At 39.2% G+C, this 21,764-nt stretch carries 14 protein-coding genes; 12 read left to right on the top strand and 2 right to left on the bottom strand.

The window, feature by feature from the left end; translation table 11 throughout:
• Positions 1–65 precede the first annotated feature (65 nt).
• The 3 genes from QTN47_RS08475 (at position 66) to QTN47_RS08465 (ending at position 4,824) form a co-directional block, all read left to right on the top strand.
• Positions 66–2,270, top strand: coding sequence for a GumC family protein (locus QTN47_RS08475; protein WP_369328917.1), 2,205 nt, complete (start codon positions 66–68; stop codon positions 2,268–2,270).
• 308 nt (positions 2,271–2,578) lie between these two features.
• The gene (locus tag QTN47_RS08470; RefSeq protein ID WP_369328916.1) at positions 2,579–4,033 is read left to right on the top strand and encodes an O-antigen ligase family protein; all 1,455 of its coding nucleotides are present in this window, start codon (positions 2,579–2,581) and stop codon (positions 4,031–4,033) included.
• A 14-nt stretch (positions 4,034–4,047) separates the two neighbouring features.
• The gene (locus tag QTN47_RS08465; protein WP_369328915.1) at positions 4,048–4,824 is read left to right on the top strand and encodes a TolC family protein; all 777 of its coding nucleotides are present in this window, start codon (positions 4,048–4,050) and stop codon (positions 4,822–4,824) included.
• A gap of 18 nt (positions 4,825–4,842) precedes the next feature.
• Here the strand turns inward: QTN47_RS08465 and QTN47_RS08460 are convergent, their stop codons facing one another.
• A complete protein-coding gene (locus tag QTN47_RS08460; RefSeq protein ID WP_369328914.1) occupies positions 4,843–6,492 on the bottom strand; it encodes a hypothetical protein in 1,650 nt (549 codons plus the stop codon).
• Positions 6,493–6,550: 58 nt separating this feature from the next.
• Here QTN47_RS08460 and QTN47_RS08455 point away from each other — a divergent pair, with 58 nt between their 5' ends.
• The 9 genes from QTN47_RS08455 to QTN47_RS08415 all read left to right on the top strand — a co-directional run bounded on the left by QTN47_RS08455 (position 6,551) and on the right by QTN47_RS08415 (position 20,303).
• Entirely contained in the window at positions 6,551–7,438 is an 888-nt protein-coding gene (locus tag QTN47_RS08455) for a decaprenyl-phosphate phosphoribosyltransferase (RefSeq protein WP_369328913.1), read from the top strand.
• Positions 7,439–7,472: 34 nt separating this feature from the next.
• Positions 7,473–8,840, top strand: coding sequence for an FAD-binding oxidoreductase (locus QTN47_RS08450; protein ID WP_369328912.1), 1,368 nt, complete (start codon positions 7,473–7,475; stop codon positions 8,838–8,840).
• On the top strand, positions 8,825–9,559 hold the full coding sequence (locus QTN47_RS08445; protein ID WP_369328911.1) for an SDR family oxidoreductase: 735 nt from the start codon (positions 8,825–8,827) through the stop codon (positions 9,557–9,559). The genes QTN47_RS08450 and QTN47_RS08445 overlap by 16 nt, the downstream gene beginning before the upstream one ends.
• Positions 9,552–10,151, top strand: coding sequence for an HAD family hydrolase (locus QTN47_RS08440; RefSeq protein ID WP_369328910.1), 600 nt, complete (start codon positions 9,552–9,554; stop codon positions 10,149–10,151). Before QTN47_RS08445 ends, QTN47_RS08440 begins: the two co-directional genes overlap by 8 nt.
• Before the next feature lie 78 nt (positions 10,152–10,229).
• A complete protein-coding gene (locus QTN47_RS08435) occupies positions 10,230–11,666 on the top strand; it encodes a hypothetical protein (protein WP_369328909.1) in 1,437 nt (478 codons plus the stop codon).
• Between the two features lie 112 nt (positions 11,667–11,778).
• Positions 11,779–12,594, top strand: coding sequence for a 6-hydroxymethylpterin diphosphokinase MptE-like protein (locus tag QTN47_RS08430; RefSeq protein ID WP_369328908.1), 816 nt, complete (start codon positions 11,779–11,781; stop codon positions 12,592–12,594).
• 595 nt (positions 12,595–13,189) lie between these two features.
• Entirely contained in the window at positions 13,190–17,584 is a 4,395-nt protein-coding gene (locus tag QTN47_RS08425) for a PKD domain-containing protein (RefSeq protein WP_369328907.1), read from the top strand.
• A gap of 554 nt (positions 17,585–18,138) precedes the next feature.
• Complete coding sequence (locus QTN47_RS08420; RefSeq protein ID WP_369328906.1) at positions 18,139–19,446, top strand: MBOAT family O-acyltransferase; 1,308 nt, start codon at positions 18,139–18,141, stop codon at positions 19,444–19,446.
• A gap of 176 nt (positions 19,447–19,622) precedes the next feature.
• Positions 19,623–20,303, top strand: coding sequence for a hypothetical protein (locus QTN47_RS08415; RefSeq protein ID WP_369328905.1), 681 nt, complete (start codon positions 19,623–19,625; stop codon positions 20,301–20,303).
• Positions 20,304–20,897: 594 nt separating this feature from the next.
• On the opposite strand, the gene QTN47_RS08410 is transcribed toward QTN47_RS08415, so the two are convergent.
• A complete protein-coding gene (locus tag QTN47_RS08410; protein ID WP_369328904.1) occupies positions 20,898–21,749 on the bottom strand; it encodes a glycosyltransferase family 2 protein in 852 nt (283 codons plus the stop codon).
• Positions 21,750–21,764 lie beyond the last annotated feature (15 nt).

The raw sequence follows: 21,764 nt of genomic DNA, 5'->3' as shown, positions 1-21,764 counted from the left end.
ACAGGAAACCGGCTGGTTTCTACCTGCCAGTTTCTTTTTGAACATAAAAACATAAAAGCAAAACCATGGAACTAATCTATTTACTTAATGCACTTCTGCGAAAGAAGTGGATTATCATCGGCTGTTTCCTGGTCGCGGTCGTCACGGCATTTTTGTTTACAATGAACTTAAAAACGCTGTACAAATCCTCGGCCCAGATAGCAACCGGCTTTACCGCCAGCGAGCAGATCAAGCTCGAAAATGAAAACTTCAACACGGCACAAATTGATGTTAAGTTTAATAACATCATTGAGAACCTTACATCTCCCAAGGTAGTTCAGTTATTGTCTTATGATCTTATTCTGCATGATCTGAGCAGCAAGTCACCCTTCATTTATTTGTCGGAGAAACAAAAAAGCCAGGATGATTACAAGGCTGTAAATATTCCTACAGCAATCAAAGTTTTTACCCAGAAGCTGGATGACATGGAAGTGTTGGATGCAGACGTGCCTGAGGACATGAAACTGATCAACTTTCTTACTTTGTATGGCTATGATGTAGAAACCCTAACGGGGAATATAAGCGTAAGCCGTATAAACAGAACAGACTACATTGGGATTGATGTACTATCTGAAAGCCCTGATCTGTCTGCGTTTGCTGTTAATACACTTGTTCAGGAATTAAACAGGTATTACAGCCAGACAAAGAAAAGCAGCACCGATGTTTCTATTGCATCATTAGATTCTGCTGTTCAGGCAAAGAAGACAATACTGGATGAAAAACTTACTGCAAAAAGCGCCTATCTATCTTCACATGGAATTGTAGATGTGAATATGGAAAGCGGCAATAAATTATCGCAGGTTAGTTCATATCAATCACAGCTGGCCGACGAAAAAAGTAAACTGCAGAACCTGAATTACAGGATAGGTGAATATAACAGGTTAATTGAGACGGCCAAAACAACAGGTCAGAAAACAGTTTCCGGTTCTACAGTCATTAATGCCAATAATGATGAATATATAAGACTGAGAAAACAGTATAATGAGCTGAATGCACAATACATCCAGAAAGGGTCAACAGATATTGACATGAAAAGAAAGCTGGACGATCTTTCTGCGCAGATGAAGGCACTTAATTTTACTAGTGAATCCAAGCAGTCAATTGAAGGTGCTACAGTTTCCGTTGACGAATTAGTACAAAAGAAACTGGATGCGGAAGGTGACCTGAAAGCTACAAGAGAAAAGATTGGTATTCTTGAATCGAACCTGAGCAACTTAAACGGCGGATTGAATGGTATGGCAGCCTCAGGCGCGGAAATTGAAAAATTAACAACTGAAATAACTATCGCTCAAACTGAATACAGCAACGCAAAAGACAAGCTGAATTCTGTAGCTAATTATAAAGACACCTACGCAGGTTTTAAGCAAACCATTTACGGTCAGCCCGCTCTTATACCCGAACCTTCAAAGCGTTGGTTAATCGTGGCACTGGCCGGTGCGGCAGCTTTGTTCTTTAGTGTTATAGTTATTATATTAATAGAATATTTTGATCAGTCCATCAAATCTCCGGCTCAATTTAACAGGCTTACACAACTTCCATTGATCGGGTCTATTAACTACATAGACAAGTTTGATGGTGACATATTTGCCAAAGTAAATAATTTAAGCAAAGACGAAGGACGAAACAATGTATTTAAAGAGTTGTTGAGAAAGCTCCGTTATGAAATTGAAAGCAGTGGAAAACGGATCTTTTTATTTACCAGTACTGAACCTCAGCAAGGTAAAACAACACTTATCCAGGCCTTGTCTTACAGCCTTAGCCTTGGCAAAAAGAAAGTGCTGATCATCGATACCAATTTTTGTAACAATGATCTAACGAATGTTCTTCATGCAAGGCCTTCACTGGAAAAGTTCTATGTAAACGGCAAGCCGTTCAATATAGAAGATGTGAAAGCATTGGTAACACCTACTTCTGTTGAAGGCGTTGAAACCATTGGTTGTGGTGCAGGTGATTACACTCCTTCGGAGATACTGCCCAAGAACCACTTGTTAAACTATTTACATGAACTATTAACGGTATATGACTATATATTCCTGGAAGGTGCGCCGTTAAACAGTTTCACAGATACCAAGGAGTTGATTAATTATAGTGATGGAATGATCGCGGTATTTGCTTCTGATAAATCCCTTTCTGAAACAGATAAAGAATCTATTGAGTATCTGCGCCAGCACAGCGAAAAGTTTATTGGCGCCATTTTAAACAAAGTTCAAGTTGAAAATTTAGACATGTAAATTATTACGGTATAAGGATTGCTTTCCATTATGCTATGTAGATGAGGCTTTTTGTTTTATGTTCAGGATCGAGGTTATACCTGGGGTTCTATGCAGATAGAACCCTGGTTGACCTCACCGAAAAAGACAAAAGCAACGTGCTAAATTTAAATTTTAAAGCTATGTCAAAAGTGAGCGAACAAAATAAACAAACATCCAACGATTTATTTAGCAAACCTGTGCATGAGTTTCTTGTACTGCTTGCTGTTGGACTTATCCTTGTGTTTCTGTGTACGAAAATTTTATTTTTCTAACCAAAAAATAATTTTGTGAAAGGGATACTATTATACAGAAATAAGCCGGGGCGATCCATATTGGTATTGACACTTCTTTTACTGACTGTGGTAGGGCTTTCTTATGTAATTGCTTCACAGGGTGTAATCGGGGGAGGGCTTATTACCGCCGGCTTAATTGGTGCAGCATTTGTTGTCTGTGCTTTCAATAATCCTTATTTCGGTTTCTACATTACGACCATTGTATCTTTCTTTCTGTTTTTTATTCAACGTATGTTGTTCATTGACGGTAACGCGTTTCTTGTTGATGGACTAATATATATAACGTTTGTAGGCGTACTTTTTCAAAAGTATTTTAAGAAAGATGCTCTGTGGGAAACCAGGACTCACAAAATCTCCATTCTGTTACTATTGTATTTTGTTTTCATTTTGTTGGAATTTCTTAATCCGAATGCCCATTCGTTGGCTGGAAATATGGTCTACACAAGAGATTTCATGAGACAGTTGCTTACATACTTCATTACGTTCAATTTGTTTAGCAGCTATAAGAGTATAAGAAACTACTTCATCTTATGGATGGTATTAATGGCTATATGCGGCGCTTACGGTTGTTTTCAACAATGGCATGGATTGTCTGCCAATGAATTGAGATCAATCTTAATTGACGATATGACTGCGCAGTTGTATCGCCTTGCAGACGGAGGATGGAGAAAATTCTCAACCTTTGCGGATCCTACTACATTTGGGATTTCCAGCGCTGTAACAGCTTTGTTTATCCTGGTAAAAATGTTGAAGCAGAAAGATATCCGGCTGAAAGCACTTTACTTTGTAACGGTAGTAATATTACTGCTGGCAATGACTTATACAGGGACCAGAACGGCAACATTTTTGTTTATTGCCGGTGTTTGTCTGTACGTTCTTATGACGATGAATGACAAACGGACGCTGTTGTTCTTTTGTATAGCTGCAATGATATTCGCAGTTTTGATATTTGGTCCTTTTTATGGTAGCACTTCACTCAACCGCCTGCGTTCAGCTTTCAACAAAGAAGATGTTTCTTTAAACGTAAGAGATGTAAACCGGGCAAGAATCCAGCCTTACATATATAGTCATCCATTTGGAGGAGGATTAACGGTAACAAACGCAATTGGTGCAAAGTACAATCCCGGGCATCCACTTGCTAATTTTCCTCCGGATAGCGGTTTGCTGAAGTATGCTTTGGAAACCGGGCCAATAGGATTACTATTCATCGTTATAATTTACTTTGTTGTATTGCAAACGGGTATAAGTACTTATTTCCGAACCAATGATCAAACGGCAAAAAGAATGTTGCTGCCGCTTATAGTTGCAGTATTCGGCTTTATGGTTGCGCAGTATTCTCAGGTTGCCATCAACCAGATTCCTGGTGTGTTCTTTTTCTGTGGCGCTTTTGCTGCCATAGCAAGAATTGCCCAAAGGGCAAACGATTATGATAACAGTTTAAAAACCTAACAACGTAAAACAATATGAAAAAAGCGATTCTGAACATATTAGCTTTGTTTCTTTTTCTCACTGGCTTTAGTCAAACTACTTCCGAGATACTTAAATATAAAACTCCGAAACTGGCTGTAGATAGCATTGCTGATGCTTTAGCTGAACTAGCCGCAGATAACCCTCAAATAAAGGGGGCCGCCTACGAAGCAAAAAGTGCCGAATATACCTGGAAAGCTTCCCGTTATGCATGGAGTAATGCAATATTTGCTGCAGGTAACGTAAATGAGTATACACTGAACAAGAAAAAATCACAGGAGCAGGGAATTACAACGTTGTATCCCAGGTATAACTTCGGAGTAAGAATTACCTTATCAGATTTCCTTGTAAATCCGAAGACCGCTAAAGCAAATTACTACAGGCTGCAAAGTGAGAATCAAAAACTAAAACAAACGGCCGCCGAAATAAAAAAGCAGGTGATCATTGCTTACCAGGAATACGCATTAGCGCAAAAACTGCAGGCATTACAACAGGAAGTGATGCAGGATGAGCTTGTATCATTCACAAAGAGTGAAGAACGTTTTAAGAACGGTGAAATTTCTTTGGAAGCGTATACTGCCGCTATTAAGATGTATAACGAAGATGAAGTAAAGAACGAAACGCTTAAGAAAGATTTGAGAGTGAAACAAGCTACGCTTGAGTCATACTTAGGAATGAATATAGAAGATGCCTTTATACACATAGGCGCCCTTATGGCTCAAAGGGCGCCCGTTACACAATCTCAGAATAGTGGAGCTACTATTACCAAATAGTTATTTGAACATGTTGCATTAATGTGAAGGTTTTACATAAACCTCAATTGTTCCCAAAGCAGGAGGGAGGCGTGGTGCATCAAAAGAATCAATCAACTGATAATTGGCGCGCAACGCATCCCTTACAGCAAACGGATAAAAATTGTTCAGGTTGGGAATGTATTCGTACAACACCACGTCGTAGTAGTGCTGAGCGATCTTGTTACAATACATATCCTTCTGTTTATTGTACATACCAACACCAAGATGATACCAGAGTGGGTATTCCGATCCTCTTTCAGTTCCAAATCCCATTGCATAGGAAAGAGGAGTCAACTCGGTCATATTTAAAATGCGGTTGTTAGGTATTTTAGATAAGATTTCAGGGTTGTGCATCAGGCGGTCAATTCCCTCGACAGTACTTGCAGGCATAGAAATTTTCCTGAAAACAGGTACTGAAGAAAATGTCCAGCCAGATTGGTACTTCTTATAATTGAACGTATCTGCATTTAATCTGTAGGTATGCTCATTGATAATGTTTTCTCCGGTTGGGCTTATAGTAGCCGTTGAAGGAGGAAATGCTCTTTGAATTTTCGGATCAATATATTTCCAGAATGCGGCTGACCACCAGAGTAACACAGCCGCAAGTGCCAGGACAAACTGTTTACCGTTATTGATAAGCAGTATATCCTTTTCATTCAGCAGCATAAGAATAAATGCGAATGCAAAAGCGTGAAAAAAGATGTTGTTGTTAGCTGGCACGTAACTGGTAAATTGAAAAATAGCGGCTTCAGTAAGAATGCCGAATGTTAACAATGCAAAAAGCATTAATCTCTCGTTCCTTAAGAAACTCACACCGCTTTTGAAATAAGGTATTAATAATAATACGCACAAAAGCACATAAAATTTTATATCCTCTGATTTTGCAAACACTCTGTTGAAAAGATCATACAGTGAAAGCCGGGTTGAATGGGGCGGCTGTCCGTGATTGAACCAATATCCGAAACCATATTTTAATAGTGGTATAATTATAATACCGGCAAATACAGCGTACGATGCAATGAAAATGAGCAATGGCTTTACTTTCTTGTGCAATATGCAATGATAGATAAGTAATGCGATGCATAGCATCAGGGCCAGACCTCCGCCGTCCTGCTTGGTGAAGAATGACAAGAATGTGAAGACTGCAGCGAGTATTAGCCAGTAGTTCTTAGGCTCAGCACCATCTTTGGGCAAAAGATATTTGAACAAAAATGCCAGGCCTATAATCTCATAAATGATCACAGTGTTATTATACCACGGCCAGAAATTCAGCATTGAATAAGAAACAATGTATACAAGCAAAACGAGTATACGGGAATAAGGGGGAATACGAAAGCTCTTTAAAATACTTAGAAAAGCAAAGCCTGAAATGATGTTGATGAAAGATTGTGCTTTTACAAGGGTAATCATTGCGGGACCGAAGATCTTCATGAAAAATGCGGGGATGATCCAATAGCCAAAGCCAAGCGGCATTCCAAAATCCTTAAACGGAATTTGTCCATGGCTCATGCGGTAAGCGCCGTCCCAGGATAAAAAAATGTTGATGCGGAAAGGGTAAGAACCAAAAAGGGGGAGTAGAGCGAAAACGATGATGAGTAAAAATTCAGCATAAGATACGATTCGGGTGCTTCGTCCTAAGGTTGTCATGTAAAAGAGGATTTATTGAACAATATAAAAAACAAAATCAAAATAAAACTGTAATTCGATGATTGAGTACGTAAAACTAATGCGAATCAAAGAATGGGTAAAGAATCTCTTTATTTTTATTCCTGTTTTTTTCGGCGGACAAATTTTTAAAGAAAAGAATTTTGGAGCACTCTGTTTGGGCTTTCTTGCCTTTGGTCTTGTAGCAAGTAGTATTTACATTATTAATGATTACAGGGACAGAGAGGCCGATCGCCTGCACCCAGTAAAGTGTAAAAGACCATTGGCTGCAGGTAAAATTGCTCCTGCTACTGCAATCATTATTTGCATACTTAGTGTTGTTAGCGGTCTGTTGATGGCTTACCAGCTAAAGTTTATGTTCTTCGTTATCCTGTCGGCATACTTTCTAATGAACCTTGGTTACAGCTTCGGATTAAAGAACATCTCCATTCTTGATATTAATATTATTGCGATTGGATTTGTAATGCGCATTAAAGCCGGCGGGGTTTTAGCATCAATTGGTATTACCAGTTGGCTAACCATTATGGTGTTTCTTTTAGCATTGTTCCTTGCCATCACAAAACGCAGGGATGATCTTTATCTCAAGCAAAGTTCAGGCGTTGATATGCGCAAAGCAATTAAAGGTTACAGTCTTGAAATGCTGAACATATTACTGGCAATGGTATCTGCGGTTATTATCATGGCATATATAATGTATGCAATAGACCCTTCAACAATGGCAAAAACAGGCACATACAGGTTGTATTATACTTCAATATTTGTAATTGCCGGATTGTTCCGTTACCTGCAGGTAACATATATCAGCAAATCATCAGAGTCACCCACTAAAACCTTATATAAAGACAGGTTCATTCAGGTTGTACTGGTATTGTGGATATTGAGTTTTTATATCATTATCTATCTGCCAGACAGGCATTGGTTCTTATAATGGGTAAATATTTATTCATGTAAAAAGTGTACAGATGCAAAAAAAAGCTATCACCAATTGGGGAAATTATCCCGTGATCGATGCAACCGAAAGCAGTTTTCAAACAGTTGATCAGTTAAGGGTTCAGTTGTACAGGAACAAAGCTAGCATTGCCCGTGGTATGGGCAGATGCTATGGAGATGCGGCGTTAAGCGAGCACATTATCTCCACACTTGATTGTAATAATTTTATTTCTTTTGATACAGCAAATGGCATTATTGATTGCCAGGCCGGCGTTACATTAGACAACATATTACAGGTTGTTGTACCTGAAGGTTGGTTTTTACCGGTAACTCCTGGAACGCGCTATATTACAGTTGGTGGGGCTGTAGCCTCAGACGTGCATGGAAAAAATCACCACGTTGATGGAACATTTGGCGAGCACGTGATAGATATGGATGTAATGATTGGTGATGGCTCATTAATAACCTGTTCTTCAACTGAACATTCTGACCTGTTTCAGGCAACATGCGGTGGTATGGGGTTAACAGGTATTATAACACGTGTGAAGTTTGCACTTAAACCTGTAGAGAGCTGTTATATAAATGAGAAGAAAATAAAGGCAAAGAACCTTGATGAAATATTTGATCTCTTTCAGCAATACAAGCACGTTACTTATTCTGTGGCATGGATAGATTGTTTGAAAGGAGGATCAAATTTTGGCCGCAGTATCTTAATGCTTGGAGAGCACGCAAAAAAAAGCGAATTACCTGCGAAGCTGGCTGCTGCGCCTCTCCGGTTACCTCAACAAGCCAACCTTAATTTTCCTTTTTACTTACCCGGATTTGTTTTAAATAAACTAAGCATAAAAGCTTTCAACGAAGTATTCTATAGAAAGCAGATAGCAAAAGAAAAACAATCCATTATTCCTTATACACCATTTTTTTATCCCCTGGATGCCGTTCAAAACTGGAACCGCATGTATGGCCGCCGTGGATTTGTACAGTACCAGATGGCGTTCCCTTTGTCAGTAAGTAAAGAAGCATTGATAAAATTACTGGATAAGATCAGGCGCAAAGGTTTTGGATCTTTCCTGGCAGTATTAAAGCTTTTCGGTGAGCAGGATAGCCTGATCTCATTCCCGATGGAAGGATATACACTTGCGTTGGATTTTCCGGTAAGAAACGGTTTGTTTGAGTTCCTTGATGAACTGGATAAACTGGTAGATGAATACGGTGGAAGAATATACATGTCGAAAGATGCCCGCATGAGCAAAGAACTGCTGCATAAATCTTACCCGCATATAGATACGTTTTGGAGTATTGTTGAAAAATATAATCCGGATAACAAATTAGCATCATTACAATCAGCCAGACTATTCACTCATAAAATAAAAAGCAATCAACCATGCCAGATATATTAATACTTGGGGCCAGCTCAGGCATTGCCGCAGCATGCGCACATAAATATGCCGCAAACGGATACACGGTTTGGCTGGCAGGAAGAAACAGGGCTTTATTGCAAACACAGGCTTCAGACCTTGCGATAAGATACAAAGCACAGGCGCATGTATTGTTTTTTGATGCGGTTGATTATGAGTCACACAAAGCGTTTGTGGATTCACTGTCTTTTGTTCCGGATGTGGTGTTGCTTGCGTTTGGTTATCTTGGTGATCAGACGCTTGCAGAAAGAGATTGGCAAGAATCGGAACGGATCATCGGCAGTAACTATACCGGTGCTGTCAGCATTGTTAACCAACTCGCAATCTTGTTGGAGAAGAACAATAAAGGTGTTATTGCTGGTATTAGCTCTGTAGCCGGACTAAGAGGAAAAAAGAACAATTACATTTACGGTAGTGCCAAGGCCGGTTTTACAACATATCTTTCAGGCCTCAGAAATAAGCTGGCAAAAACAGGTGTTCATGTACTTACTATACTTCCGGGCTTTGTAGATACCAAGATGACTGAGGGTATGAAATTATCAAAGCCATTAACTGCACAACCGGAAGCTGTGGCTGATGATATTTACAATGCTATCTCGAAAAAGAAGAACGTTATTTATACGAAGAGTTTGTGGAGATACATCATGTTTGTTATTTCAAATATTCCCGAACCAATCTATAAAAAATTAAGCCTTGGATAAGAAGACGCTGGTATTATTTGACTTTGATGGAACCATAACAGAAAAAGACACACTGCTGGAAATAATAAAATATCAGCAGGGATCTTCAAGGTATTACCGTGGAATGTTGAAGATGATGCCGAAACTGCTGATGTTTAAGGCAGGGCTGGTCGCTAATCAGGATATGAAAGAGGCCGTGATGACCTATTTCTGGAAAGGATTGGATGAAAAACAATTTGAAGAAGCATGCAAAAAATTTGCTTCAACAATGCTGCCGCGTATGTTGCGCGACAAGGCTATTGAGCAATTGAAAAAGCACGTGGAGAATGGGGATGAGGTTACCGTCGTTTCTGCATCTGCCGAAGACTGGGTGCTTCCTTTTTGCCAGGCACAGGGAATAAAATGCATTGCTAGTAAAATGCAGAAGGTCAACAACAGGCTCACCGGAAAACTAAACGGTTTAAATTGTAACGGCGAAGAAAAAGTGAACAGGATTAAAAAAGTTTACAACCTGGAAGAATATGACACGATTATTGCTTACGGAGACAGCAGTGGAGACAGGCAAATGCTGGGCATTGCAACAAATGCTAACTATAAGCCTTTTCGTAATTAATGATAAGTCAAAATTTAAAAGTAAAAAGTCATAAAATAAGAATAATGCTACAGAAAATTATGACAGGAGGTGAAACCAATGTTTAAAAAAGCCTGGAATTCACCTACTATAACAACCTGGATGAGCTATTCATCCCAGGCGCTTTCATTACTTGGCCTGATACCGCTGATACTCAAAAAATTCACGCCGGGTGATGTGGCTTTGTGGTATTTATTTTCAACAATTATTGCCTTGCAATCAATTGCTGACTTTGGCTTCCGTCAAACCTTTACACGTCTCATTTCATTTGCTTACGGAGGAGCGAGGGATATCGACACATTCTCGCCTGATAATAAAAACAAGGTGACTTCAACGGAATCAACCGGGCCGAATATTCCGTTGATGCATAGCATTGTTTCTACAATGAAGCATATTTATAAAAGGCTAACAGTTGTACTGTTTTTTCTGTTATTAATTTTCGGGACATGGTCAATGGTAAAGCCGATCCGTTCTGCTTCTCATCCTGATCAGGCCTGGATAGCATGGACAGTTATTCTTCTGGTTTCATGTGTAAACTTTTACGGAAAAATTTACCTGAATTATCTTGAAGGACTGTTTAAAATAGCGATGGTAAGAAGAGTGGAGACGTTACGTGCCTTCGCTAATATAATGACCTGTATCGGTGTGCTTTATTTCTCGCCCTCGTTGCTCAACCTGGTTATTGTAAATCAGTTCTGGGCATTGACGATCATACTGCGTGACATTACATTATGTAAAAGGGTAGAAGATGGGTTATACACACGGATTGCAAGACAACTGGCATTTAATAAACAGGTTTTTCTAAAAATATGGCAGCCGGCATGGCGCTCCGGAATATCAGGTTTTATGTCCGTTGGGCTTTACAACTTAACAGGCGTTGTGTATGCTCAAATAGGATCTTCTCCTGCTGTAGCATCATATTTGCTGGTAATGCGTATTATCAGCCAGATCAGGGATATTTCAATGGCGCCTTTTTATAGTAAAATTCCGTTGATGGCAAGATTGCGTGTTCAGCATGACATTAAAGGGCTGGTTAAACTTGTTCAACGCGGCATGTTGTTAAGTCATTTGGTATTTGTAGTTGGTTTTGTAACTGTAGGGCTTTTTGCAAATCAATTATTAACGCTTATACATAGCAAAGTGGAGTTTGTAGATCAAACAATGTGGTTGCTGATGGGCGTTGCGTTCTTTATACACAGGTTTGGTGCCATGCACATGCAGGTTTATCTGTCTACCAATCACGTTATATCGCATATTGCAGATGGCATTTCAGGTATTCTGTACATTGTATCTACATTAATGCTGGCCCGTTATATTGGTATTTACGCAATTCCAATTGGTATGCTTATTGGATATTTAGGATTTTACGCATGGTATGCAGCTAAGTTTTCGTATAAATCGTTACAGGTTAATTTTTTAAACTTTGAGAAATTAACCTCGTTTGTTCCTTTGGTTATATTGATGGTTTATACGATATTTGAATTGCTACTGAAATAAAGTCCTTTACCTATTGTATCACTCCTTGCCATAGAAATTGACATTAGCAGAATATGGCCAACCATTCCCCTGCACTGAGAACATAAAACATTTAGAACAATAGCTGTAAAATATGGACAATACTTTTTTAGAAGACTCGCCTATTTTAAATACACCCGCAAAGCTTAATCCGTATAAGGAAGCGCGGTGGTTATTTGTCAATCGCTTTAAATGGGATTTAAGACCTGTAGCCTGGGCTTCACGAAAGAAGCTGAGAAAATTGCAGGATAAATATGCCGGCAAAAAAGCAGTGATCATGTGTAATGGTCCTTCTCTGAATAAAGTAGATTATGACAAGCTAAAAAATGTGTTCACGTTTGGATTAAATAAGATCAATCTGTTGTTTAACCGGACAGATTTTCGTCCATCGGCAATAGCTGTTGTTAACGGACATGTAATGGAACAAAACGCAGCTTTTTATAATGAGACTGATATACCCCTTTTTCTGGATACATGTGGTTTGAAATATGTAAGATTCCGCGAAAATGTACATTTCATGCATGCCACCGATACGGCAAAATTCAGCCGGGATATCAGCGGTAGCATATGGAAAGGTGGAACCGTAACATTTGCTGCCATGCAGCTGGCGTACCATATGGGTTTTACAAAGGTAGCGCTTGTTGGCTGCGACCACTATTTTAATGCTGTAGGTGCAGCTAACCAGTTGGCGGTAAGTAACGGTAAAGATGACTCTCATTTCGATCCTAATTATTTTTCCGGCGGAATGAAATGGCAGTTGCCCGATATTGCAGCAAGTGAATACTCTTACTCGCTGGCAAGAGAGATGTATACAGCTTCTGACAGGCTTTTATTGAATGCTACAGAAGGAGGTCATTTAACGCTGTTGCCACGCATCGATCTCGACACTTTTCTTGATGATAAGTTCTAGGAATTGAAGTGGAAATTGAATGTGTTATAATTGCACATTGATTGCCCGAATGGACAATTTTTTAAAATCGTTTTTGTAAGACTTTTATTGATTTACGTCGATAAAGATTTGCAAAAACGATTTTTATTTAATACCCTCCAAAGAAATACCGAGCCTTTTTTGATTTAACTTTTCGCCAATGTTTGTACTTTTACCCACTCCTGTCCTTGATGAGGAATTTAAACCGGTTGCAAAGGCCAAATCCCCCTGGCCAGTTAACGTTCATATCGTGCTAACAGATCCTTTCCAAACACCCCTGGCAAGTTTAAAGTGTTCACATTTTTAATTTTAACAATATGTAATCATAAAAGACATATTATGTAACATTATTGTTAGAACTGTGCAGTATTACCGTGCAATTTTATACCCGATATTGATATGCAATTACTTTTTTATATATAACAAGCATTCTTGGCAAAAAATTTGTTTTTGAAGGACATGCATCAATTTAGTAATCCACCACCTGCGAGAAAAGAGACATTGTACGGAATGATTTATGGTCTTTTACCGAAACATGACATTGACAGTAATAATCTTACCTCCAAATAACGTTCTCATGGCAAAGATTTACTCAGTTTTAAAAAGTAATTATCGGAAGAATTTTACATTTTTATTTTTACTGCTCGCGTTCTCATCACAATTGTTTTCGCAAACGCACACGCCCATAACTGTGAAGATCACGAATCGTATCGGCGGTTACTGGGAGTATTTGCCTGCGGATTATAACACGTCCGGAAAGAAATATCCGCTGATCCTGTTCTTTCATGGTTCGGGTGAGTTGGGTTCGGGTTCACAGGCTGATCTGAAAAAGGTTTTGAAATGGGGACCCACTAAGCTTATTGCGAACGGTTCCTGGCCGAAGACATTTACTGTAAATGGCGAGTCCTTTACTCCGATCGTAATTTCCCCGCAGTACAGAAACACATCACGAAGCCTTGATGACTACAAGGCTTTAATGGCTTATGTATTGAAAAAATATAGGATTGATGAATCCCGTATATACATGACAGGTCTGAGTCACGGTGGCGGTACCGCTATCTATTATCCAAGCATTTCAGACGATGGAGCAAACAAGGTTGCCGCGGTGGTAACGTCTGCAGAAAGCGTGTACGGTAATGCTGCCGGCATCGCGCGTTTTGCAAAAGTAGACATGCCATTGTGGATGTGTAGCAACCGGAACGATCCAAAAGTTCCTATCAGGTATTCACTGAGCTGGTATGATGGTCTCAAGGACTATTCACCAAGGGTTTCTCCACAGCCTTTGATGGATATCTTTGATCAGAAAGGTCATGATTCATGGTCTAAAATGTATGATCCCAACTATCGTCCGAGAGGATTGAATGTTTACGAATGGATGTTCCAGTTTAAAAGGGGCAAATCAGATGACAATAATTATCCGTCTTCAGTTACTGCTAAAATTGTGGCTCCGGAAACTGTTGATCTCCCCAAAGCTTCAATCAGCCTGGATGGTTCCCAGTCCACTACATCAACCGGAACTTCAATTAAATCTTATTCGTGGAAATGTGTATCAGGCCCGGCGGGATATAAAATTAATAACGCGTCGTCAGCAAAATCAACTTTAACCAACTTAAGTGCAGGTAAGTACCAGGTAGAATTGTCTGTGACTAACTCTGCCGGTGTAACTGATAATGCAAGCGCAACAATTTTGGTGGTAGCCAACAAACCGCCGGTAGCTGTGATGAAAGATGTGGCAAGTATAACACTTCCTGTTGATGCGGTTGTGCTTAATGGAGGTTCGTCCTATGATCCTGATGGCGTTATTAAATCTTACAAATGGTCTTACGTTTCTGGTGCTAAAGGGTACAAAATTTCCAGCCCGTCAACGGCGGTAACAACACTTAGCAACTTAGGCATAGGAACGTACAGGTTTATGCTGACCGTAAAAGATGAAAAAGGTTCTTCTAATTCAGTTGCCAAATCATTCACCGTGTATGCTTCCTCCGAGCCCCCGAAAGCCCTCATTAAAGGCCCTTCGGTTGTTAATGGCAGCTCTGTAACGCTTGATGGCTCAGGTTCTAAAGCCGCAAGCGGAAGAAAGATTGTTAAGTACAACTGGAAACAAATTGCCGGTCCTGAGGGGTTCAGCGTAAACAGTATTGCGAAATCAAAAATAGTCGCATGGAATCTGAAACCTGGTAGCTACATAAGCCAGTTAACTGTAACAGATGACAAAGGCAAAAGCAGTTCAGCAAGAATTGCACTGGTTGTATATTCTTCCAAAAAGAATGAAAGGACTTCGATAGCGGATACCGGAAAGCTGGCTTTATCTGCTAATGAAACTTTTGAAACTGCAACCATTGACCAGCTTGGTGCAGTGGAAACAGCTGTTGGAGAATCGACTTTCTCTTCAAAATCGTCCGTTGCTAAAGGGCCTACTGCTGTTGTGAAGGGACCAACGACTGTAAAAACAACAACTATTACGCTGGATGGTACAAGCTCTTATGCAACATCAGGCAGGCGTATTACCAAATATAAATGGAAACAAATTTCAGGTCCCAAAGGATATACTGTAAACAATGCCTACCGGTCTACGATAACCGGCAAAAATTTAAAGCCGGGAAAATATGTAAGTCAGCTTACTGTTAGAGACAACACCGGAGCCGGAAGTACAGTTCAGATAGCGTTTGAGGTGGTTGCTCCATCTACGCAGCTGGATGCGCCGGTGGCGGTTATTACAGGTGCGTCTAAAATTACATTGCCGGATAATTCCTTAAAACTCACTGGCAGGGAGTCTTATGCACATTCCAATTCAACCGTTAAGAATAAAATTAAATCTTACGCGTGGTCACAAACATCCGGTCCTGCATACGAAGCTACAGGTGTGTATGATTCAACTATGAGTATTTCCGGTTTGAAAGCGGGAGCTTATTCAACTAAGCTCACTGTTACTGATGAACAGGGTAAAACGGGTACTACTACATTCAGCTTCCAGGTTACTCAACAGTCAACTACAGACAATTGCGGTTGTGATGTTACGCTGGAGAAAAATTCAGATGGAAGCGTTCAGGCTACCAATGTAACAGACAGGGCCCCTGTAAATAAACCAGGTACCGTTGTAAGAGAAGTAAGTGTGAAACCAGGCAATACAGTATGTATAAAAGGTGGCATTTACAACAGGATAAGATTGATAGGGTTCAACGGAACAGCAACCAGTCCCATCAAGTTTAAGAACTGCGGTGGACAGGTTGTAATTAACGGTGCAACGCCCTGGAACATTTTTATTACAAACAGTAGTTACTTCCAGTTCTCTGGCACAGGAAGTGCAGATAAATACGGGTTTAAAATCACCACACCAGGTAAAAGTATTTATGGTGGTTTAGGTATTAAGGTATCAACGGAGTCCACCGATTTTGAATTTAATAATATTGAAATCAACAGGGCTTCTATTGGCTTGATGATTAAAACTGATCCTACCTGTGATCCAATTACCTGGCAGCAGAACGGTGCGCTGAGAAATGTAAAACTGCATGACCTGTATGTACACGATGTATTAAACGAGGCCTTCTATGTTGGTTATTCTTTCCCGTATGCAACGCTTAACTGCAGTGGTGTCACCAAAAATATATATCCACAGTTATTTTATAATTTAAAGATATACAACAATGTTGTTGATAGTTCCGGTTGGGATGGGATCCAGGTTGCAAGTGCACCTGAAGGAACAGAAGTATATAACAACACCGTTTCCAATTTTGGTGTAGGTATGAAAGCCGGACAAATGTCCGGGATCTTAATCTCTCCGGGTGCTACAGCTTCCGTGTATAATAACAAAGTTTCAAACGGTCCGGGTGCAGGTATCATGATAATGGGACAAAGCAAAAACTACATTTACAATAACCTCGTAGTAAATGTTGGGGATGATAAAAATCCGTTGTCATTTGGTCAGAGCGGCATCTTTATCGACGATCGTCCACGTACCGGAGCGCCCGCATTGACAGTGTTTGTTTCCAACAACACAATTGTTAGTCCTAAGAGATTCGGTGTGTATCAGCTTAACTCTTACGGCAATGTTGGAAGTGATAACTACTTCTACAACAACTTCTTTATCATGACAGGAATACAGAGCTACAACATGGGTAAACCTATTGTGTCGGTTGTAAAGAACAAGCAATCCAATAACATAACAGTGTATAAATTAGCCGCCGCTAAGTTTATAGATGCAGCGGGCAATAATTATGGATTGACCTCCTCATCACCAGCCAGAGGCAAGGCGCTGAACATCTTAAGTCTGTTGAGCGGTCTTAAAACTGATATTGTTGGCGTGCAGCGATTGCTTACATGGGATGCAGGTTCATATCAATATTCTACAGGAGCAACCACGGCATCAAGAACAGCAACAGATTCAGCGATTGTAGCACTCGAAAGACCGACAGCGATAGTTAACAATACCATTGATGTTGATCTTACGTCCTCTCAAAAATCTGTAACACTTGATGGTAGTAAATCAGTTGCGAACGCTGGTGCCGTATTGAAAAATTACCAATGGAGATATATTTCTGGACCTTCACAATTCAGTCTTGGTGATCAGGCGCTTTCACAAGCGAAATTGTCTGATCTGAACGAGGGTGTTTATACATTCGAACTAAAGGTTACAGACAATAACAATATGAGTGATTCCGCACTGGTGAAAGTATCGGTATCCAACAAACTGAAAATTGACAACACATTGGGTGCAACGGTTCTAAAAATGGCTCCTGTTCCCGCAATAGATTATCTGAACCTTTCTCTGAACAACAATACAATGGGCAAGGTAACGATAAGGGTTTCTGATATGAATGGAAGAATGTTGGTTCTGCAGAATGGCAATGCTAAAGAAATGGCGTACTGGCAGGATAGGGTAGATGTTAGTAAACTATCTTCCGGAATGTACTTTGCAGAAGTAATGATAGGAAACCAGAAATTTACAGGCAAGTTTGTAAAAGCAGGTAAATAGTAATGCCATAAAAAATAAAGGGAGGCAAGGTCTATACTTGCCTCCCTTTATTTTTCTAAAGCGATGCCCTTATTGGTGATTGGAATTAATGCCTTTTGTTTAATATGTAATAGCAAGCACTTACCGAAAGAATTATAGGCCGAACGCTCATGTTTCTGCCAAAATTATTTTTCTAATAGAAAAAATAATTTAGATTTGCTACAGATGTTTAGTAATTAAACTATTAGATATTTTAAGATTGCTTAAAATTGTGATAATCAGTTTAATTATTGTACTAACTAAACCTATGAAATTCCACGGATATCAGCAATTGTAACTTTTAGCAGACCCTGCCCAGGTTTGAGTAAACAAATCAAAAAATTGCCGGATATTTGTCATAGTCTGAAAGAGTATCTGGTTGTATTCACATATCCTTTTTGAAAGTCATAACGTATACTTATCCTATAGATTGTTAGCCAACATTTATACAAGGTTTAATAAAATACATTATGGTTTTTAATTCAGTGGCGTTTTTCATTTTTTTGCCGATATTTTTTATCATCTACTTTATGTTGATGAAAAACTTAAAGCTGCAAAATATTTTCATCCTTATATCGAGTTTTTTCTTTTATGCCTACTGGGATGTTCGTTTTCTTTTTTTATTGATCCTTACAACTGTTCTCGATTATTTCTTTGCATTAAGAATACATAGCGAGCAGAGCCAGCAAAAACGAAAGATGTTGCTGGTTACAATTATCTGTATCAACCTTGGTTTCCTGGCCTTCTTTAAATACACCAACTTCTTTTTAAACTCGTTTAATGATTTTTTTACGGCTTCCGGTATTCCGCTGCAGATCCATTTGCTGAATATCATTCTGCCGGCCGGGATCTCATTTTATACATTTCACTCTCTTTCTTATACTATAGACGTTTATCACCGAAAGGTAGAGCCTACACGTAACTACGTTGCGTATGCATCATTCGTAGCTTTCTTTCCTCAACTGGTTGCCGGTCCAATTTCCAGGGCAAGAGATATGTTGCCAAAATTGTTGACACAACGTTATATAGATAAGGACAGAATGATAATGGGCATGTCTCAGATTGTGGTCGGATTTTTCAAAAAAGTGGCAATTGCAGATACGCTTGCGGTAATGGTTGATTTTACATATTCCAATCTTTATGTTGTATCACCATTCCAGATTTTGTTTTCCCTCTTCCTTTACTCTGTACAGATTTACTGTGACTTCTCGGGTTATACTGATATAGCGCTGGGTCTTGGTAAAATTTTCGGAATAGAATTAAAGATCAACTTCAATCGTCCATATTTTGCTAAAAACTTCAGCGACTTCTGGGAAAGATGGCACATTTCCCTGTCATCATGGCTAAGAGACTACCTGTATATACCAATGGGTGGTAACCGCAAGGGTAAATTCAGGATGAATCAGAACCTGATGGTAACCATGCTTCTTGGTGGTTTATGGCATGGAGCAAGTTACAATTTCATCATCTGGGGCGGTTTACATGGGTTATTCCTGATATTGCAACGCTACATTAAAATTCGCGTTCCAAATATTATTGCGATTCTTGTAACGTTTACATTAACAACTTTAACGTGGGTATTCTTCAGATCACATTCATTGGCTGATTCTATGTATATTCTGAAAAGTATTTTCCACGTGCATAATTTTGCCGTAGCAGATACATTCCTGTCTGTAAAAGCGTTGTACCTGGCATTTGTGCTTTTCATTTTCGATTTATTCTTCTACAGGTATTTCGAAAAGAAAGGCAAGTACACTACTCTTTTAATTGATTTGATATTAGTGTTACACATTATACTGTTTGGAACTTTTACAGGCGGAGGATTTATTTATTTTCAATTCTAGTTTTTATGAAACAATTCTTATTGCGTATTTTTTATTTGTTCTTGGCTGTGTGGGTTTGTCAGTATCTGCTTTTTATCGCATTCAAGCATACATTGGATAATCATTCTCAATTCAGATACAGCCGTTTCTTCAGGCAACCTGAGCATAAATATTTTGTTCTTGGAAACTCAAGGGCAATGAACACAGTTAATGAAAAACTGGCTCGTGAAACACTGGGACTGGATCTGATCAATCTTGGATTTAACGGTATGACCGCTAATTATATATTTCCTGTAATTGACGAGATTAACAAACATAATAAGGGTTCCGAAATATTTATTGAGATAACCGCTTTTGATGCACCAAAGGATGATGACCAGGATTATTCTTTCTTTATTTCAAATTCGGAGTCATTTAAAAAAATTATTCCTTCAAAAAAGTATGATGTATTGCCTTTGTTAAGGCTTAATTCTATTTTCTTTTTAAGAAGCATGTATTTCTATAACAAGCCTGATGATCATTCTATCAGCTCACGCATTATCTCAAGCGAAACAGGTAAAAAAGTTGCGAGCGGTGGCGTAATGCCAATGATTACGGATAAGAAGGCTTTTGAACAGATGATAGATTCTATACAGCAGTTGTGTAGTTCTCATGGCAATACAGCTCATTTCTTCCTTGCTCCTTATTATCCGCCATCATTAAAGAGATTTAATGATTACAACGAAATAACTGCTTTCTTTGATCAGAAGAAGTATGTGTTTACAGATCTAAACAAAAGTGAACTGGATAACAACATGTTTGCCGATCGTGTACACACCAACATATCCGGTGCAAATGCAATGACAACAGTTATGTTTCAAAGGCCGAGCACGAATTAATTGACAATTGAAAGGTGATAATGGACAATGGCTGTAGTGAGTGGTGAATAGTCAATAGTGAATGGTGAATAGTGAAACATTCAGTCTGTGATTATTCTAGCTGAGACGGTATTATTTCAAGGCATTTTATAAAATGAAAAGGGCAGATCATCTGCCCTTTTTGCGTATTAAGATATAGAGAAACAAATTTTTTTAGTATTCATCATTGTCGTTGCCGTGTTGCGTGGCCTTGGTTCGTGTCTCACGAACCAAAAAACATGTTCATTTAGTAACAAATTAGATTGTTCAAATTTGACATTGTTTTGTATGTGTTTCGTGAGCACGAACCACGGCGCAAAAATCAATTTGATATTAAGCAGCCACCATTTTCAATTGTCAGCTTTCAACTCTCAACTAAAATAAACCTGTAACACCTTTCACTACTCACTCTTCACCATTCCCCAAAAAAAAAGAGGCAGATAATCTGCCCCTTTGTCTATTTGGAGAATAGGAAACCAATTTGATGTTAATCAACCGCCATTTTCAATTTTCAACTGTCAATTTTCAATTAACCTGTTGCACTTTTCACCATTGACTATTCACCATTCACCTTCACTAGTCTTTCGGCGCATGATACTTCACATGCGTATGGAAATAAATAGAGAAACGTTTCACTTCGCGAAGTATTCTTTTCTTCAGAGCATTGCTAAGGCTGCCATCTTTCTGTAGCGTTCTTGGGCCTGTCCATACGCGGCTTTTGTTTGATCGTACCTGTTTAATTTTCCCGTATGCCATCAGATCGTAAGCAAGGCGGCCATCATTACCCCTGAAATTGTTGTTAACGAAGCCCGCTTCAAGACCATATTTTTTTACATAACCCATGCTAAGGCCATACGTATTCAGGTAAGGTCTTTTTATCTGGCGGACTTCTGCAATTATATCTTTAAAAGTTTCCAGTATAGACAGCTGCCAGCGTGGAAATCCGGGTTCGCTTATGAATGAATATCTGCCGTAAACGGCAACTACACCGGGCTTAACAAGAACGTTCACCATTTCATCAAGCCAGCAGTCCGGGTAAAGGCAATCTGCATCAGCAAGTAAAATATATTCACCCAACGCTTTTTCCTGTCCCATCTGCCTTGCCGGACCCCAGCCTTGTTTACCCTGGAAAAAGTTCTTTACATGAAGCCGGTCCATTGTATCCTGCGTTCTGTCGCTGGAGTTGTTATTGATAAGAATAATTTCGAAAGGGATTTTAGTTTTTAGTTTAGACAAGCTGCCAACAGAGCGTATAATGTTCGTTTCCTCATTCCATGCAGTGATAATAATGCTCACCTTTGGCGTAGGGGATTGTATTTTATCCAGCCCCTCATTAATCTCGTCAAAAACCTTTTGGGGAATCTGATCGAAACTCTCGTATGGATACTCAAACTCTTTTATCCAATCAGGGTTTTTAAAGATGCGCATATTTATTTTTTTAAA

Source organism: Danxiaibacter flavus (genome assembly GCF_041060425.1).
Classification (GTDB): Bacteria; Bacteroidota; Bacteroidia; order Chitinophagales; family Chitinophagaceae; genus Danxiaibacter; species Danxiaibacter flavus.
The sequence above is the reverse complement of the archived record's forward strand: the minus strand, read 5'-3'. Positions and strand labels throughout refer to the sequence as shown.

Bases quoted from the DNA above. Each gene is read 5' to 3' on its own strand.
- QTN47_RS08455 (WP_369328913.1), top strand. From the start codon at position 6,551: ATGATTGAGTACGTAAAACTAATGCGAATCAAAGAATGGGTAAAGAAT.
- QTN47_RS08465 (WP_369328915.1), top strand. From the start codon at position 4,048: ATGAAAAAAGCGATTCTGAACATATTAGCTTTGTTTCTTTTTCTCACT.
- QTN47_RS08430 (WP_369328908.1), top strand. From the start codon at position 11,779: ATGGACAATACTTTTTTAGAAGACTCGCCTATTTTAAATACACCCGCA.
- QTN47_RS08420 (WP_369328906.1), top strand. From the start codon at position 18,139: ATGAAAAACTTAAAGCTGCAAAATATTTTCATCCTTATATCGAGTTTT.
- QTN47_RS08410 (WP_369328904.1), bottom strand. From the start codon at position 21,749: ATGCGCATCTTTAAAAACCCTGATTGGATAAAAGAGTTTGAGTATCCA.
- QTN47_RS08425 (WP_369328907.1), top strand. From the start codon at position 13,190: ATGGCAAAGATTTACTCAGTTTTAAAAAGTAATTATCGGAAGAATTTT.
- QTN47_RS08435 (WP_369328909.1), top strand. From the start codon at position 10,230: ATGTTTAAAAAAGCCTGGAATTCACCTACTATAACAACCTGGATGAGC.
- QTN47_RS08445 (WP_369328911.1), top strand. From the start codon at position 8,825: ATGCCAGATATATTAATACTTGGGGCCAGCTCAGGCATTGCCGCAGCA.
- QTN47_RS08475 (WP_369328917.1), top strand. From the start codon at position 66: ATGGAACTAATCTATTTACTTAATGCACTTCTGCGAAAGAAGTGGATT.
- QTN47_RS08450 (WP_369328912.1), top strand. From the start codon at position 7,473: ATGCAAAAAAAAGCTATCACCAATTGGGGAAATTATCCCGTGATCGAT.
- QTN47_RS08415 (WP_369328905.1), top strand. From the start codon at position 19,623: ATGAACACAGTTAATGAAAAACTGGCTCGTGAAACACTGGGACTGGAT.
- QTN47_RS08460 (WP_369328914.1), bottom strand. From the start codon at position 6,492: ATGACAACCTTAGGACGAAGCACCCGAATCGTATCTTATGCTGAATTT.